We start from the raw sequence: 14,491 nt of genomic DNA on the forward strand, positions 1-14,491 counted from the left end.
CAAAAGCGCCCGCCGGCGGCGGGCGCTTGCTCGGCCGGGGGTGCTCAGCCCTGGTCGTCGCCCTGGTCGTTCGGGGGGCGGAGTCCGTCGTAGATCTCCTTGCAGGTCGGGCACACCGGGAACCGCTGCGGGTCGCGGCCGGGGACCCAGACCTTGCCGCACAGGGCGATCACGGGCTCGCCGGAGAGGGCGGACTCCATGATCTTCTCCTTGCGCACGTAGTGCGCGAAGCGCTCGTGGTCGCCCGGCTCCTGGAGCTCCCTGGTCTCCTCGCGCTCGATCGTCGAGGTGCCCCCGGCCGGCTGCGCCGGATCGGCACCGTACGGGGTGTCGTCCGGGCCGTTCGTCGGGGTGCCGGTGGTCGCCGCTGAGACATGCATGGGCGCCAGTTTACCCCGTCCCCGCCGGCCCCCGTGCGCCGGGAGCGCCCGTCCCGCTCAGCGGAACTGGGCGACCTCCTGGAGCAGCTCGGGGGCCCGCCGGTCGTACCAGCGCCCGCCGAGGACGATCCCGCCCCAGCACAGCAGCGGGCCGAGCACCGCCCCGGCGGCCAGCCCCGCCCAGCCCCACACGGGGTCGCCGGTGAAGACCTGCACGAGGAGGGGGACGGCGGCCGGCAGCACGAGGACGAGGATCAGCCCCAGCGCCACGAACTGGACGAGGACGTTCAGGACGGTGAAGCCCTGCGGCGTCTTCAGCGGGGACGCGCCCGGCGGGGCCACGGGGTAGGTGTACCGGGCGGACATCACCGAGGACAGGCCCGCCCCGCCCAGCAGCGCCAGCAGCGCGGTGCCCGCGACCCCGGGCAGCAGCTGCCACCGGCCCTCGACCGCGAACGGCAGCAGCAGCCCGGCCGCCGTGAGCGGCACGGCGATCACGAGCAGCGCGAGCACCCGGCCCGCGCGGTCGTGGACGCCCCGCACACCGGTGAGGACGTGCAGGTGCAGGGCGGTGTTGTCGTAGGACACGTCGCCCGAGATCTGGTACGCGAGCAGCGCCGCGATCATCGGGCCCAGGGCGTAGAGGAGGACGCCGCCTCCCTCCGGGTCCCGGGAGAACCACATGAGCACGGCGAGGGCCGGGATGACGAGCAGACCGGCCGAGTAGCGGGGGTCCCTGACCCAGTAGACCAGGCACCGGGCCGCGACGGCCGCCCACGCGCGCCGGGGCGCGAGGTCGAGGAGCCCCGCGCCGGCGGCCCCCTCGCGCGGGGCCGCGGTCCGCCCGCCGGCCGTGCTGGTGAGGGCCCGCTCCTGCGCGACCCGCCAGACGAGGACGAGGACGACGACGGTCAGGACCGTGACGGCCAGCCGGGCGGCGGCGGTGCCCCACCGGCCGGCGGCGACGTCGGCCGGGACCGCCCAGACGGCTCCGACCGGTGTCCACGCGAGCACGCCGGCGTACTGCGGCAGCCGGTCCCACAGCCGCTCCAGCCCGCTCAGCAGGCCGGTGAGGATCGGGCCGAGCAGCACCAGGGCCACGAGCGCGGCCAGCGAGACCAGCTCCGTGAGGCGCCGGCGGCGGCCGAGACCGACGGCGAGGGCGGTGACGCAGCGGGATCCGGTGACCACGAGGGCCAGCGCGAGCGGCACGCACAGGAGGGCCGCGAGCAGCGCGGCCGCGGACGAGCGCCAGGAGCTCACCGTGGCGAGGAGCGCCACGACGGTGAGCGCACCCGGCACGCCGACGACCGCGCCGAGGGCCTGGCCCCACTGCACCTGGCCCACGGACAGGGGCAGGAGGGCGAGGCGGGCCGGGTCCAGCGTGGCGTCGGCCCGCGCCGCGAGGATGGGCAGCAGCCACCAGGCCAGCACGGCCGCCGACCCGGCCAGCACGAGGACGGTGCGCACCAGGGACAGGTCCTGACGGCCCAGCAGGAACAGCGCGACGACGGCCAGGCCCAGCAGGAACACGAAGTAGGCGGCGCCCAGCACGGTCCCCACGAGCACCCAGGTGCTGCGGGTGAGGGTGTTGACGAGGATCCTCGCCTTGAGGCCCACGAGGCGCCCGGCCAGGGCGGCGGTGCCCGCCCGGGCGGGGGCGAGGCCCTCCGGGGCCGGGGCGAGCTCCGGGCTCACTCCGGGCGCAGCCACGGCAGGCCCTCCCCCGTCTCCCGGCGCCCGCCGACCAGTTCGACGAACCGGTCCTCGAGCGTGGCCCCGGCCCGGACCGCGTCGACCGTCCCGGCGGCCAGCACCCGGCCGCGGTCCATCACGGCGACGTGGTCGCACATCCGCTGCACGAGGTCCATGACATGGCTGGAGACGACCACGGTCCCGCCGGCGGACACGAAGCCGTGCAGGATCTCGCGGATGTTCGCCGCCGAGACGGGGTCGACCGACTCGAACGGCTCGTCGAGGACGAGCAGGCTCGGGGCGTGGATGAGGGCGCCGGCCAGCGCGATCTTCTTGGTCATGCCGGCGGAGTAGTCCTGGACCTGGGTCCCGGCGTCGGCCGTGAGGTCCATGGCCCGCAGCAGGTCGTCGGTGCGCTCGGCCACGACGTCCCGGTCCATGCCGCGCAGCAGGCCGGCGTAGGTGACGAGCTGGCGTCCGGTGAGCCGGTCGAACAGGTGCAGTCCGTCCGGCAGCACGCCCATGAGCTGCTTGGCCCGCCGGGGCTCGGCCCAGACGTCGACACCGGCCACGCGGGCGCTGCCCGCCGTGGGGCGGAGGAGTCCGGTCGCCATGGACAGCATCGTGGTCTTGCCGGCGCCGTTGCGTCCCACGAGGCCGAAGAAGGAGCCGCGGGGGACGTCGAGGTCCACGCGGTCCACGGCGACCTTGGCCTCGGGGGTGCCGGGGCGGCCGAAGACCCGGACGAGCCCGCGCACGCTCAGCGCCGGCGGCCCGCCGGACGGGGGCGCCGGGGTGTCCGGCGCGGGGGCGCCGGTCCGTTCCGGGGCGGCCTGCGGGAGGTGCTGGTGGCTCATGCCCCCAGCGTAGGCAGGCGGGACCGGGCGCGCCTCCGGCGCGCGGCGGAGCCGGCCCCACCGGCGCGCGGGATGCGCTCCACCGTGCGGCGGAGGACGCGCCCCGCGCGCCGGCGGACGGTGGCCGTGCGGGCGGGGCGGTCAGGGGGTGCGTCAGGGGCGGGGGCTCAGAACAGGGCGCGCATCAGGGCGCCCCGGGCGGTCACCGTGCGCGGGTCCTCGGCGCCCACCACGTCGAAGAGCTCGAGCAGGCGCAGCCGGGCGGCGTCCCGCTCCTCCCCGGCGGTGCGCCGCACCAGCTCCAGCAGCCGGCGGAAGGCGTCCTCCACGTGGCCGCCCGAGACGTCGAGGTCGGCGACGGCCAGCTGCGCCGCCACGTCCTCCGGGGCGGCGGCGGCCTCGGCGCGGACCGTCGCGGCGTCCAGCGGCAGCACCCGCTGGAGCAGGTGCACCTGGGCGAGGGCGAGCTTCGCCTCCCGGTCCCCGGGGTTCTCGGCGATCGCCTTCCGGTAGGCGGCTTCGGCGGCGTCGACGTCCCCGGCCTCGAGGGCGTCCACGGCCTCCTGATGCAGCGGGGGCAGCGGCTCCGGCTCGTCGTCGGGGCGGACGGGCTCCACGGTGCCCGTGATCCCGTTCTGCTCGGCGAGCGCGAGCAGCTCGTCCAGCAGCTGGGTCACCTGCTCGGCCGGGACCGTGGAGTTGAACAGCGGGACGGGCCGCCCGCCGAGCAGCGCCACCACGGTGGGCACGGACTGCGCCTGGAACATCTGCGCGATCTCGGGGACCGCCTCGGCGTCCACGGAGGCCAGCAGGAGCCGTCCCCGGTAGCGGTCCACGACCTGCTCCAGGGTGTCGGTGAACGCCACGGACTGCTCGCTGAAGCGGGCCCAGAGGGCGAAGACCACGGGGACCCGGGTGGAGAGCTCGGCGACCTCCTGGAAGTCCGCCGCCGTCACCTCCCGGCGGTACCCGCCCGGCCGGCCCTCCCCCGCGGGCTGCCCGCCCGGCCCGGCGGCGGGCACGGCGCCCAGGTCCACCGCGCCCCGCACCGACGATGGGAGCGGGGCCTCCTGCGGCGGCGGAGCGGTCTCGGCGGTGCGGCGGGGCTGCTGGTGCTGGAACTCGTTCACGGGGCGTCTCCTGAGGGCTCGTCGACGGGCACGGCGGTCCGCTGGGCCGTCGGTGTCGGGGCGGGATCGGTGGTCCGGTCCGCCGGGCCGGGGCGGCGGCCGGCGGCGGGACGGCGCCCGGCGGGCGCCGCGGGTCTTCCACGATTATCGGCCGCCGGGGGCGGCTCGGCCACCGGTGCGCCCGCGTGTCCGCTCCCGGCGTGACGCCGTGACGGCGGCCGCGCCGGGCGGGGCCGGGCTCAGCGGCGGGTGCGCCAGCAGCGCTCGTGCCAGTGGCGGCGGTCCTCGAAGGCGCTGCGCGCCCCCAGCAGGGAGTCCTGCTGCCAGACGACCAGGTGCGCGATCCCCGGCGGGATCGACCGGCCGCAGCCGGGGCAGGTGTAGGTCTTGACCGCGTTGGCGGGCCGGACGTGGCGGACCAGCCAGTCCCCGTCCGCCGAGCGCTCCACCGTGGGCGCCGGCTCCAGAACGCGTTCGACCGACCACGGCTCCTGGGCGGCGCCGCGCTGCCACTTGCTCGCGCGCGGGCCGCTGCCGGGGCCGCCGTGGCGGCGTCGGGAGGAGTGGTTGGAGCGTGGCACCGCGCCATCGTCTCACAGCGGGGGCCTCCGGGTCCGGGCCGGGTCCCGCGGAGCGCTAGGCTGGTCCGCGTGCGTCTTGTCATTGCCGATTGCTCCGTCGACTACGAAGGGCGTCTGCGCGCCCACCTGCCCGCCGCCCGGCGTCTCCTCCTCGTGAAGGCGGACGGTTCCGTGCTCGTCCACTCGGACGGCGGCAGCTACAAGCCCCTGAACTGGATGAGCCCGCCCGCCCGCCTGCACGTCGGCGAGCCGGAGGCCGAGCTCGCGGCCGAGGGCGTGCTGCAGACGTGGACCGTCCAGGCCGCCAAGAGCGACGACCGCCTCGTCATCCAGGTGTTCGAGATCCACGAGGACGTCTCCCACGAGCTGGGCACCGACCCCGGGCTGGTGAAGGACGGCGTCGAGGCGGACCTGCAGCGCCTGCTCGCCGAGCAGATCCACCGCCTGGGCTCGGGTCACACCCTGGTCCGGCGCGAGTACCCCACCGCGATCGGGCCCGTGGACATCCTGGCCCGCGACGCCGCCGGCGCCACCGTGGCGGTCGAGCTCAAGCGCCGCGGCGACATCGACGGCGTCGAGCAGCTCACCCGGTACCTCGAGCTGCTCAACCGGGACCCCCTCCTGGCGCCCGTGCGCGGGGTGTACGCCGCCCAGCTCATCCGGCCCCAGGCCCGGGTGCTCGCCGAGGACCGGGGCATCGCGTGCCTGACCCTCGACTACGACGAGATGCGCGGGCTCGACGACAGCGGCTCGCGCCTCTTCTGAGCCCACTCCCCCGGGCCCACCGGCGCGGGCCCGGGTCCGCGCCGGGCGCCGCCGGGGTCACGCGCTCGGCGAACAGCCCGCAACACGCGATGATCAGCAGGCGAACAACGTTGACCGCCCCCGGGGAGTGTGTGAAGCTGAACGTGTTCTTCGTTCCATGTTTTGCATGCTCGCAGAACGGGTAAGCGAGCGTGACGTTCGACCCTGGCCCTGGTCCTCCTCCTTCGGGAACGGAGACCGCGGCCCTCGGCTCATCTCGTGGTACCGCCCTTCAGTGCACGACCTGTGCACACGTTTCGCACCATCTCGCAAGGAGAGATCTTCATGGCCCAGGGCACCGTCAAGTGGTTCAACGCCGAAAAGGGCTTCGGCTTCATCACCCCCGACGACTCCGACTCGGACGTCTTCGTCCACTACTCGGAGATCCAGTCGGGCGGCTTCCGCACCCTCGAGGAGAACCAGCGCGTCGAGTTCGAGATCGGCCAGGGCCAGAAGGGCCCGCAGGCCACCGGCGTCACGCTCATCTGATCCGCTTCCCGCGCACCGGCTGAGCACGGAGCCCCGCACCCGTCCCGGGTGCGGGGCTCCGTCGTGCCGGCGTGCTCAGTACGCGGTGCCGACCAGGTGCCGTTCGACGGCGGCCCCCGCGGCCCCGAGCTGCTCCACGAAGTGCTCGTAGCCGCGATCGACGTGCTGGACGCCGCTCACGTCCGTGGTGCCGACGGCGGCCATGCCCGCGATCACGAGGGCCGCGCCCGCCCGGATGTCCATGGCCTCCACCGGCGCCCCGGAGAGCACCGGCATCCCCGCCACCAGGGCGTGGTGGCCGTCGAGGCGCACGCTCGCGCCCAGCCGCTCGAGCTCGGCCGTGAAGCCCCAGCGGGCCTCGAAGACGTTCTCCGTGACCATGCCGGAGCCCTCGGCCACCGCATTGAGGGCCACCACGAACGGCTGCAGATCGGTGGGGAAGCCCGGGTACGGCAGCGTGGACACGTTGATCGCCCGCGGCCGCCGCGGTCCGGCGACCACGAAGCGGCCCCCGTCCGTGTCCACGCGGCAGCCCGCGGAGCGCAGCTTGTCCAGCACCACGGTCAGGTGGCCGGGCTCCGCGCCCTCGATCTCCACCGTCCCCCCGGTCACGGCCGCGGCGAACGCCCAGGTGCCCGCGACGATCCGGTCGGGCACCGTCCGGTGCTCCACCGGGCGCAGGGACGCCACCCCGGCGACCGTCACGGTACTCGTGCCGAGCCCCTCGATCCGGGCGCCCATCGCCTGCAGCATCCGCCCGATGTCCACGATCTCCGGCTCGCGGGCCGCGTTGTCGATGACGGTGGTGCCCTCGGCCAGCGTCCCCGCCATCATCAGGTTCTCCGTGGCGCCCACGGAGGGGTAGTCCAGGCGGAAGTGCGTCCCGCGCAGGCTGCGCGGCACGGACGCCACGAGATAGCCGCGCTCGATCTGCAGCACCGCGCCCATCGCCTCGAGACCCGCCCGGTGCATGTCCAGGCCGCGGGAGCCGATGGCGTCCCCGCCGGGCAGGGCGACCTCGGCCACGTGGCACCGGGCGACCAGCGGACCGAGCACGGAGATCGACGCGCGCATCGCCCGCACCAGGTCGTAGTCCGCCTGGTGGTGCAGGACCGCCGGGACGTCGATGCGGACGGTCTTCTCGGCGCGCTCGTAGACCACCCCGCAGCCGAGCCGGCGCAGCAGCTCCGCCATGATCGTGACGTCGTGGATCTCGGGGACGTTCGTGATGGTCGACTCGCCCTCGGCCAGCAGGGTCGCCGCCATCAGCTTCAGCACGCTGTTCTTCGCGCCGGAGACGCGCAGGGTGCCGTTGACCGCGGTGGGTCCGTGCACGACGATCTTCTCTTCCATCCACTCTCCTGGGCGGTCTCGCCGGGGTCCCTGCGGGGCCCCGGGTACGGCCGCGGCCTCCGCACCGGTGGTGCGGAGGCCGCGATGTGCTGGGCGCGCGGGGCGGGGCCCCGCGCGGACGGGCGGGATCAGGCGGCGGCGGCGCCGGGCAGCTCCACGTTGTCCGCCACGATCGTCACCCGGTCGTTGTCGACGAACACGAAGCCTGCGTCGATCGTGCCCTCGAGCCGGGAGCCGTCCACGGGGTCCACCGCGAAGTCGCCGGGCTTGAGGATGCCGGCCACGGCCTCGTGGCCGGGCAGGATACCGATGTCGCCCTCGGACGTGCGGACCCGCACCATCCGGGCGGTGCCGGTCCACACGGCCTGCTCGAGGGAGACGATTTCGACGATCATCTCAGCCATGACTACTTGCCACCGGTCCGCTTCTTGATCTGCTCCCACTGCTGCATGACGTCGTCGAGACCGCCGACGTTGTAGAACGCCTGCTCCGGCACGTGGTCGAACTCGCCCTCGCAGATCTTCCCGAACGCCTCGATGGTCTCGGCGAGCGGGACCGTGGAGCCCTCGACACCGGTGAACTGCTTGGCGGTGTAGGTGTTCTGGGAGAGGAACTGCTCGATGCGGCGCGCGCGCGAGACGACGACCTTCTGCTCCTCGGAGAGCTCCTCGACGCCGAGGATCGCGATGATGTCCTGCAGCTCCTTGTTCTCCTGCAGGATCGACCGGACGCGGATCGCGACGTCGTAGTGCTCCTGGCCCACGATCTGCGGGTCGAGGATGCGCGAGGTCGAGGTCAGCGGGTCGATCGCCGGGTACAGACCGCGGGAGGCGATGTCACGGGAGAGCTCGGTGGTCGCGTCCAGGTGGGCGAACGTCGTGGCCGGGGCCGGGTCGGTGTAGTCGTCGGCGGGCACGTAGATCGCCTGCATCGAGGTGATCGAGTGGCCGCGGGTCGAGGTGATGCGCTCCTGGAGCACGCCCATCTCGTCCGCCAGCGTCGGCTGGTAGCCCACGGCGGAGGGGATGCGGCCCAGCAGGGTCGACACCTCCGAGCCGGCCTGGGTGAAGCGGAAGATGTTGTCGACGAAGAGCAGCACGTCCTGGTTCTGCACGTCGCGGAAGTACTCCGCCATCGTGAGCCCGGTCAGGGCCACGCGCAGACGCGTTCCCGGCGGCTCGTCCATCTGGCCGAACACGAGGGCGGTGTCCTTGAGCACGCCCGCCTCCTCCATCTCGACCCAGAGGTCGTTGCCCTCACGGGTGCGCTCGCCCACGCCGGCGAAGACCGAGGTGCCGCCGAAGTTGCGGGCCACACGCGTGATCATCTCCTGGATGAGCACGGTCTTGCCCACGCCGGCGCCGCCGAACAGGCCGATCTTGCCGCCCTTGATGTAGGGGGTCAGCAGGTCGATCGACTTGATGCCGGTCTCCATCATCTCCGTGGAGCCCTCGAGCTCCGCGAAGGACGGCGCCTTGCGGTGGATCGGCCAGCGCTCGGTGATCTCCAGGGAAGAGGTCTCGACGTCGAGGGCCTCACCGAGGACGTTGAAGATGTGGCCCTTGACCACGTCGCCCACGGGCACGGAGATCGGCTCGCCGGAGTCCTTGACCTCGGTGCCGCGCACCAGGCCGTCGGTCTGCTGCAGGGCGATCGCGCGGACCATGTTGTCGCCCAGGTGCTGGGCGGTCTCGAACGTGATCGTCCGCTTCTCGCCGTTGAGCTCGTACTGGGCGGTCAGGGCGTTGTAGATGCCGGGCACGGCGTGCTCGGGGAACTCGACGTCGACGACCGGCCCGATGACCCGGGCGATGCGTCCCGTGGCACCGCCCGAGACCGGCTGCCCGGCCTGTTCGCTGATGGTGGCAGTCATATCTCTCACTTCACTTGTTCGTGGTGGACACTTGCTGGATCGCCGGGACGGCCCGTCACAGGGCCTCGGCGCCGCTCACGATCTCGGTGAGCTCGGTGGTGATTTCGGCCTGGCGGGCGTTGTTCATCAGGCGCGTGTACTTCTTGATGAGGTCGTCGGCGTTGTCGCCGGCCGCCTTCATCGCCCGCTGCCGGGCCGCGAGCTCGCTGGTGGCTGCGTGCGCCAGGCTCGCGAAGAGTCGCGCGTCGATGTAGCGCGGCAGGACGGCGTCGAGGAACTCCTCGGGGTTCGGCTCGAACTCGAAGGTGCTGTCGGGCTCCTCCAGCTCCTCGAACTCCCGGGCGACCTCGTCGGTCAGCGCGTTGGCGTCCACGACCTCGAGCGGCAGCAGCCGGAGCACCCGGGGCTCCTGGACGACCATCGACTGGAACGACGTGTAGACGAGGTGGATCTCGTCGACGCCGCCGTCCTCGTACGCGGTCTCCAGGTCCTCGATCAGCACCTTGCGCAGCTCCCGCGCACGGTCCGGCCGGGCGTTGTCCGTGTCCCCGGTCCAGTTCCGCTCGTACGGACGGCTGCGGAAGTCGAAGTACGCCTGGGCCTTGCGGCCGATCAGGTAGACCTTGGTCTCCTTGCCCTCCCCGTGCAGCAGCTCCAGCAGGCCCTCGGCCTCCTTGAGCACGTTGGACGAGTAGGACCCGGCCAGACCGCGGTCCGAGGTCATGATCACCACGGCCGACCGGCGCACCTCGTCGGCCCTCGTGGTCAGGGCATGGGAGACGTTGTGCTGGGTGGCGACCTGTGAGACCGCCCGGGTCAGCGCGTTCGCGTAGGGACGCGCCGCCTGCAGACCCTGTCGGGACTTGTTGATGCGCGAGGTCGCGATCATCTCCATGGCCTTGAAGATCTTCTTCATGGACTTGGTCGACGCGATCTTGTTCCGGTAGACCCGAATCTGCGCTCCCATGTGACTTCCTTTCGTCACCGTGTCCGGTGCGCCGCCGCGGCGGCGCACCGGACCGACCGGTTACTTCCTGACGATCCGTTCCTGGTCGACCGCGGACGCGTCGAGGGGCTCGTGCTCCTCGTGGCCCGGCTCGATCCCGTGCTTGGTGCCCCGGAAGTCCCGCTTGACCTCGGCGACGGCCGTCTCCAGCGCGGCGACGGCGTCGTCCTCGAGCTTGCCGGAGCCGACGATGGAGTCCATCACGTTGGTGGTGCGGCGCACGTGCTCCAGCAGGGCCTGCTCGAAGTCGAGCACGTCGGCGACCTCCACCTCGTCGAGGTGGCCGTTGGTGCCGGCCCAGATGGACACGACCTGGTCCTCGACCGGGTACGGGGTGTACTGCTTCTGCTTCAGCAGCTCCATCAGCCGGGCGCCGCGGGTCAGCTGCTGCCGGGACGCGGGGTCCAGGTCGGAGGCGAACATCGCGAAGGCCTGCATCGAGCGGTAGGACGCCAGCTCGAGCTTCAGCGTGCCGGAGACCTTCTTCATGGCCTTGACCTGCGCGGCGCCGCCGACGCGGGACACCGAGATGCCCACGTCCACGGCCGGGCGCTGGTTGGCGTTGAACAGGTCCGACTGCAGGAAGATCTGGCCGTCGGTGATGGAGATGACGTTGGTGGGGATGAACGCCGAGACGTCGTTGGCCTTCGTCTCGATCATCGGCAGCCCGGTCATCGACCCGGCGCCCAGCTCGTCGGAGAGCTTGGCGCAGCGCTCGAGGAGGCGGGAGTGCAGGTAGAACACGTCGCCCGGGTAGGCCTCGCGTCCCGGCGGGCGGCGCAGCAGCAGCGAGACCGCACGGTAGGCCTCGGCCTGCTTGGACAGGTCGTCGAAGACGATGAGGACGTGCTTGCCGCCGTACATCCAGTGCTGGCCGATGGCCGAGCCGGCGTAGGGGGCGAGGTACTTGATGCCCGCGGCCTCGGAGGCGGGGGCCGCCACGATGGTCGTGTACTCCAGGGCCCCGTTGTCCTCGAGGGTCTGGCGCACGCCGGCGATGGTGGACGCCTTCTGGCCCACGGCCACGTAGATGCAGCGCACCTGCTTGTTGACGTCGCCGGACTCCCAGTTGGCGCGCTGGTTCAGGATGGCGTCCACGGCGATGGCCGTCTTGCCCGTCTGCCGGTCGCCGATGAGGAGCTGGCGCTGGCCGCGGCCGATCGGGATCATCGCGTCGATGGCCTTGATGCCGGTCTGCAGGGGCTCGTGGACCGACTTGCGCATGGTCACGCCGGGCGCCTGGGTCTCGAGGGCGCGGCGGCCCTCGGCCTCGATGGGGCCGAGGTCGTCGATGGGCGTGCCCAGCGGGTCGACCACGCGGCCGAGGAAGGCGTCGCCCACGGGCACGGAGAGGACCTCCCCGGTCCGCTGGACCTCCTGGCCCTCCTCGATGCCGCGGAAGTCGCCGAGGATCACGACGCCGATGTCGCGGGTGTCGAGGTTCTGCGCGAGGCCGAGGACGCCGTTCTCGAAGCGCAGCAGCTCGTTGGCCATGACCGAGGGCAGGCCTTCGACCCGCGCGATGCCGTCGGAGGCGCTGCTGACGCGGCCGACCTCGGTTCGTTCTGCGGTGCCGGGCTCGTAGGACGCGGCGAATTCGCTCAGCGCGCTACGGACGTCGTCGGCATTGATGGTGACTTCGGACATGTCCTGTCCCTGCTCTCCTAGTTCGTGATCACTGCCGTCAGCGGTGACCGTGAGTCCAAATCTGTGGCGGAACGCTGCGCTGGTCCACCGGCTGCTGCCGTTCGGCCGGTGGGGCGCCCGCCCGCGGCGGCGTCGTGGGCGCCCCCGGCGCTCAGGCGCCGATCCGCTGGCGCAGCTCGTCGAGCCGGGCCGCGACGGAACCGTCGATGACCTCCTCGCCGACCTGCACCTTGAGCCCGCCGAGCAGCGCCGGATCGACGTCCACGGTGAGCTTGAGGTCCTTGCCGTACAGCGTGTTCAGCTGCTGCTGCAGCCGGCCGCGCTGGTCCTCGGTCAGCGGTCGCGACGTGGTCACGTGCGCGATCCACCGCTGCCGGCGGGCCGCCACCTCCTCCGCGAAGCGCTCGACCAGACGGCCGACCAGGGCTCCGCGCGGCGAGAGCACGGCCTGCTCCACGAGGAGCAGTGCCTCGTCCGAGGCGCCCGGGGTCAGCCGGTGCGCCAGTCGCGTCTTGGCCTCGACCCCGGCGCGCTGGTCGCTGAGGGCGCGTTGCAGCTCGTGCGAGCCGTCCAGCACCCCCTTGAAAGCGATCAGCTGGTCCACGACCTGCTCGAGACCCTGGAGTCCGGCGCGGTTCTCGGCGGACGCCGCGGTGAGGGACACCCCGGCGTGCTCGAGGGCGTCGGCGAACTCGCGGTCGTCGCTCCAGCGCCGACCGGCGAGGTGCGCGACGATCTCCACGGCGTCCGGGGAGACCTTGTCGGCGAAGATCCGGCGCACGACCTGCTCGCGCCGCGGCCCCTCATAGGAGGGGTCGGCCAGCGCGCGCCGCAGGGCGCCGTTCTCGTCGAGGATGGCGAGCACGGCGAACAGCTCACGGGCGAGCGCGGGGCTGGCGGAGCCGGCCCAGCGCTCGACCTCACGAGCGCTCTGCTGGGTGAATTCGTTCGCTGCGTCTGCCATTACCGCGCCGCACCTGCGTTCCGCTCCTGCTCCTGCTCGAGGTCGGCGAGGAAACGGTCGACCACCCGGTTGGACCGGGCGTCGTCGTCGAGGGACTCGCCCACGATCTTCGCCGCGAGCGTGGTCGCCAGGGCGCCCACCTCGTTGCGCAGGGAGACCACGGCCGCCGAGCGCTCCGCCTCGATGGTGCGGTGGGCGTTCTCGGTGATGCGCGCCGACTCGGCGTTCGCCCGGTCCTTGAAGTCCGCGAGGATCTTCTCCCCCTCGAGGCGGGCCTCCTCGCGGATCTTCTGAGCTTCCAGGCGCGCGCTCTCGAGCTGCTGGTTGTACTCGTCGCGGGCGGCGGCGGCCTCGGCCTGCGCGGCCTTCGCCTTGGCCAGGCCACCTTCGATGGCCTCGGTGCGCTCACGGTAGACCCGCTCGAACGCCGGCACGACGAACTTGACGACGAGGAAGAGCAGGATCAGGAACCCGATGCCGGTGATCAGCATTTCCCAGACATTGGGGAAGAGGGGGTTCGCCCCTTCCTCGGCTGCCAGCAACAGTGTCATGTGCGCGATTCCTGTTCTCTCAGAAGGACGTGTACTTGGTCAGGCACTCAGGCGATGAACGCGAGCACGAAGCCCAGAATCGCGAGGGCCTCGACCACGGCGAAGCCGAAGAACAGCATCGGCTGGAGCACGCGCTGCGACTCGGGCTGGCGGGCGACGGACTGCATGTACGCGGCGAAGATCAGACCCACGCCGATGCCACCGCCGATGGCAGCCAGACCGTAACCAATAGCGCTGAGCGAACCAGTCATGAGGGGTATTTCCTTTCTAGGTGCCCGGGGGCCGGGCGTCGTAGCCGTGTCGGCTCTGAACATTTCGAGGATGGACTGCGGGGTCCGGCCGGGGCCGGGGCTGCTCCACCGGCGTCAGTGGCCCTCTTGCAGGGCGCCCTGGACGTACACGGCGAAGAGGAGGGTGAAGATGTAGGCCTGGAGGACCTGGATCAGGATCTCCAGGAAGTAGATGAACACGCCGAGCACGGTCGAGCCCAGGGCGACGACGCTGATGGCGCTGGCCTGGGAGAGCAGGTAGCCCGTCATGGACGCCGCGACCATCAGGGCGAGGTGACCGGCGAACATGGTGGCGAACACACGCAGGGCGTGCGTGACCGGGCGGATGATCAGGTTCGAGAGGAACTCGATCGGGATGAGGAAGATGTAGAGCAGCTTCGGGACGTCCGGCGGCATGGTCATCTTGCCCATGAAGCCGCCGAGGCCGTGGCGCTTGATGCCCATGAAGACCCAGGTGACGTAGGCGATGCCGGCCAGGACGTAGGCGGAGCCCGCGTAGGAGAGGGTCGGCAGCTGCAGCACCGGGATGGAGCCGAACAGGTTGTTCACCAGGATGAAGAAGAAGAACGTGAACAGCAGCGGGACGTAGGGGCGGAACTCCTTCTCACCGATGATGTCCCGGCCGAGGTGGTTGCGCACGAACCCGTAGCCGCTCTCCGCGAGGTACTGCGACTTCGACGGGACGAGCGCGTTGCGGCGGATGGCCCACATGAAGAAGCCGGCGATCAGGACGACCGACAGGAGGATCAGCAGCGTCTGCTTGCCGAACTCGAAGGTGCCCAGCGCGAAGAACGGCGGCAGGTGCATCTCCTCGACGGTCGGGGCGGTGAATCCTCCGGTGGCGGGGAGCCTGATGAGGGCGGCGTTCAAT

16 protein-coding genes are annotated in these 14,491 nt (G+C 72.1%); 2 read left to right on the top strand and 14 right to left on the bottom strand.

What is annotated here, in order from left to right:
• Positions 1 to 44: 44 nt before the first annotated feature.
• The 5 genes from ACZ2G1_RS05130 to ACZ2G1_RS05150 all read right to left on the bottom strand — a co-directional run bounded on the left by ACZ2G1_RS05130 (position 45) and on the right by ACZ2G1_RS05150 (position 4,643).
• Positions 45 to 380, bottom strand: coding sequence for a DUF3039 domain-containing protein (locus ACZ2G1_RS05130; protein WP_035928859.1), 336 nt, complete (start codon positions 378 to 380; stop codon positions 45 to 47).
• A gap of 57 nt (positions 381 to 437) precedes the next feature.
• Positions 438 to 2,093 (bottom strand): hypothetical protein, encoded by a 1,656-nt coding sequence (locus ACZ2G1_RS05135; RefSeq protein WP_470377556.1) that lies wholly within the window; start codon positions 2,091 to 2,093, stop codon positions 438 to 440.
• Positions 2,075 to 2,932 (bottom strand): ABC transporter ATP-binding protein, encoded by an 858-nt coding sequence (locus ACZ2G1_RS05140; RefSeq protein ID WP_035928856.1) that lies wholly within the window; start codon positions 2,930 to 2,932, stop codon positions 2,075 to 2,077. Before ACZ2G1_RS05140 ends, ACZ2G1_RS05135 begins: the two co-directional genes overlap by 19 nt.
• A 167-nt stretch (positions 2,933 to 3,099) precedes the next feature.
• Complete coding sequence (locus ACZ2G1_RS05145; protein WP_336649754.1) at positions 3,100 to 4,062, bottom strand: tetratricopeptide repeat protein; 963 nt, start codon at positions 4,060 to 4,062, stop codon at positions 3,100 to 3,102.
• Between the two features lie 239 nt (positions 4,063 to 4,301).
• Complete coding sequence (locus ACZ2G1_RS05150; RefSeq protein WP_017833251.1) at positions 4,302 to 4,643, bottom strand: hypothetical protein; 342 nt, start codon at positions 4,641 to 4,643, stop codon at positions 4,302 to 4,304.
• A gap of 69 nt (positions 4,644 to 4,712) precedes the next feature.
• Here ACZ2G1_RS05150 and nucS point away from each other — a divergent pair, with 69 nt between their 5' ends.
• Together nucS and ACZ2G1_RS05160 are read left to right on the top strand one after the other, a co-directional pair.
• A complete protein-coding gene (nucS, locus tag ACZ2G1_RS05155) occupies positions 4,713 to 5,408 on the top strand; it encodes an endonuclease NucS (RefSeq protein WP_031282930.1) in 696 nt (231 codons plus the stop codon).
• Between the two features lie 324 nt (positions 5,409 to 5,732).
• Positions 5,733 to 5,936: a cold-shock protein gene (locus tag ACZ2G1_RS05160; protein WP_017833253.1), complete on the top strand. Its 204-nt coding sequence runs from the start codon at positions 5,733 to 5,735 to the stop codon at positions 5,934 to 5,936.
• A 75-nt stretch (positions 5,937 to 6,011) separates the two neighbouring features.
• Here ACZ2G1_RS05160 and murA read toward each other — a convergent pair whose 3' ends face one another.
• From murA to atpB, 9 genes are all read right to left on the bottom strand, one after another.
• The gene (gene murA, locus ACZ2G1_RS05165) at positions 6,012 to 7,289 is read right to left on the bottom strand and encodes a UDP-N-acetylglucosamine 1-carboxyvinyltransferase (RefSeq protein ID WP_017833254.1); all 1,278 of its coding nucleotides are present in this window, start codon (positions 7,287 to 7,289) and stop codon (positions 6,012 to 6,014) included.
• A 128-nt stretch (positions 7,290 to 7,417) separates the two neighbouring features.
• The gene (locus ACZ2G1_RS05170; RefSeq protein ID WP_031282932.1) at positions 7,418 to 7,693 is read right to left on the bottom strand and encodes a F0F1 ATP synthase subunit epsilon; all 276 of its coding nucleotides are present in this window, start codon (positions 7,691 to 7,693) and stop codon (positions 7,418 to 7,420) included.
• 2 nt (positions 7,694 to 7,695) lie between these two features.
• The gene (atpD, locus tag ACZ2G1_RS05175; RefSeq protein WP_017833256.1) at positions 7,696 to 9,162 is read right to left on the bottom strand and encodes a F0F1 ATP synthase subunit beta; all 1,467 of its coding nucleotides are present in this window, start codon (positions 9,160 to 9,162) and stop codon (positions 7,696 to 7,698) included.
• A 55-nt stretch (positions 9,163 to 9,217) separates the two neighbouring features.
• Positions 9,218 to 10,129, bottom strand: a complete 912-nt coding sequence (locus tag ACZ2G1_RS05180) for a F0F1 ATP synthase subunit gamma (RefSeq protein ID WP_017833257.1) — start codon at positions 10,127 to 10,129, stop codon at positions 9,218 to 9,220.
• Positions 10,130 to 10,189: 60 nt separating this feature from the next.
• Positions 10,190 to 11,815 (bottom strand): F0F1 ATP synthase subunit alpha, encoded by a 1,626-nt coding sequence (gene atpA, locus ACZ2G1_RS05185; protein ID WP_017833258.1) that lies wholly within the window; start codon positions 11,813 to 11,815, stop codon positions 10,190 to 10,192.
• Positions 11,816 to 11,966: 151 nt separating this feature from the next.
• Complete coding sequence (locus tag ACZ2G1_RS05190) at positions 11,967 to 12,779, bottom strand: F0F1 ATP synthase subunit delta (RefSeq protein ID WP_017833259.1); 813 nt, start codon at positions 12,777 to 12,779, stop codon at positions 11,967 to 11,969.
• Positions 12,779 to 13,330 (bottom strand): F0F1 ATP synthase subunit B, encoded by a 552-nt coding sequence (locus ACZ2G1_RS05195; RefSeq protein WP_031282934.1) that lies wholly within the window; start codon positions 13,328 to 13,330, stop codon positions 12,779 to 12,781. The genes ACZ2G1_RS05190 and ACZ2G1_RS05195 overlap by 1 nt, the downstream gene beginning before the upstream one ends.
• Before the next feature lie 47 nt (positions 13,331 to 13,377).
• Complete coding sequence (gene atpE, locus ACZ2G1_RS05200; protein WP_017833261.1) at positions 13,378 to 13,581, bottom strand: ATP synthase F0 subunit C; 204 nt, start codon at positions 13,579 to 13,581, stop codon at positions 13,378 to 13,380.
• 114 nt (positions 13,582 to 13,695) lie between these two features.
• Positions 13,696 to 14,490 (bottom strand): F0F1 ATP synthase subunit A, encoded by a 795-nt coding sequence (gene atpB / locus ACZ2G1_RS05205; RefSeq protein ID WP_109243480.1) that lies wholly within the window; start codon positions 14,488 to 14,490, stop codon positions 13,696 to 13,698.
• Position 14,491: the final 1 nt, after the last annotated feature.

It is taken from the genome of Kocuria sp. KKT182 (assembly GCF_055635395.1).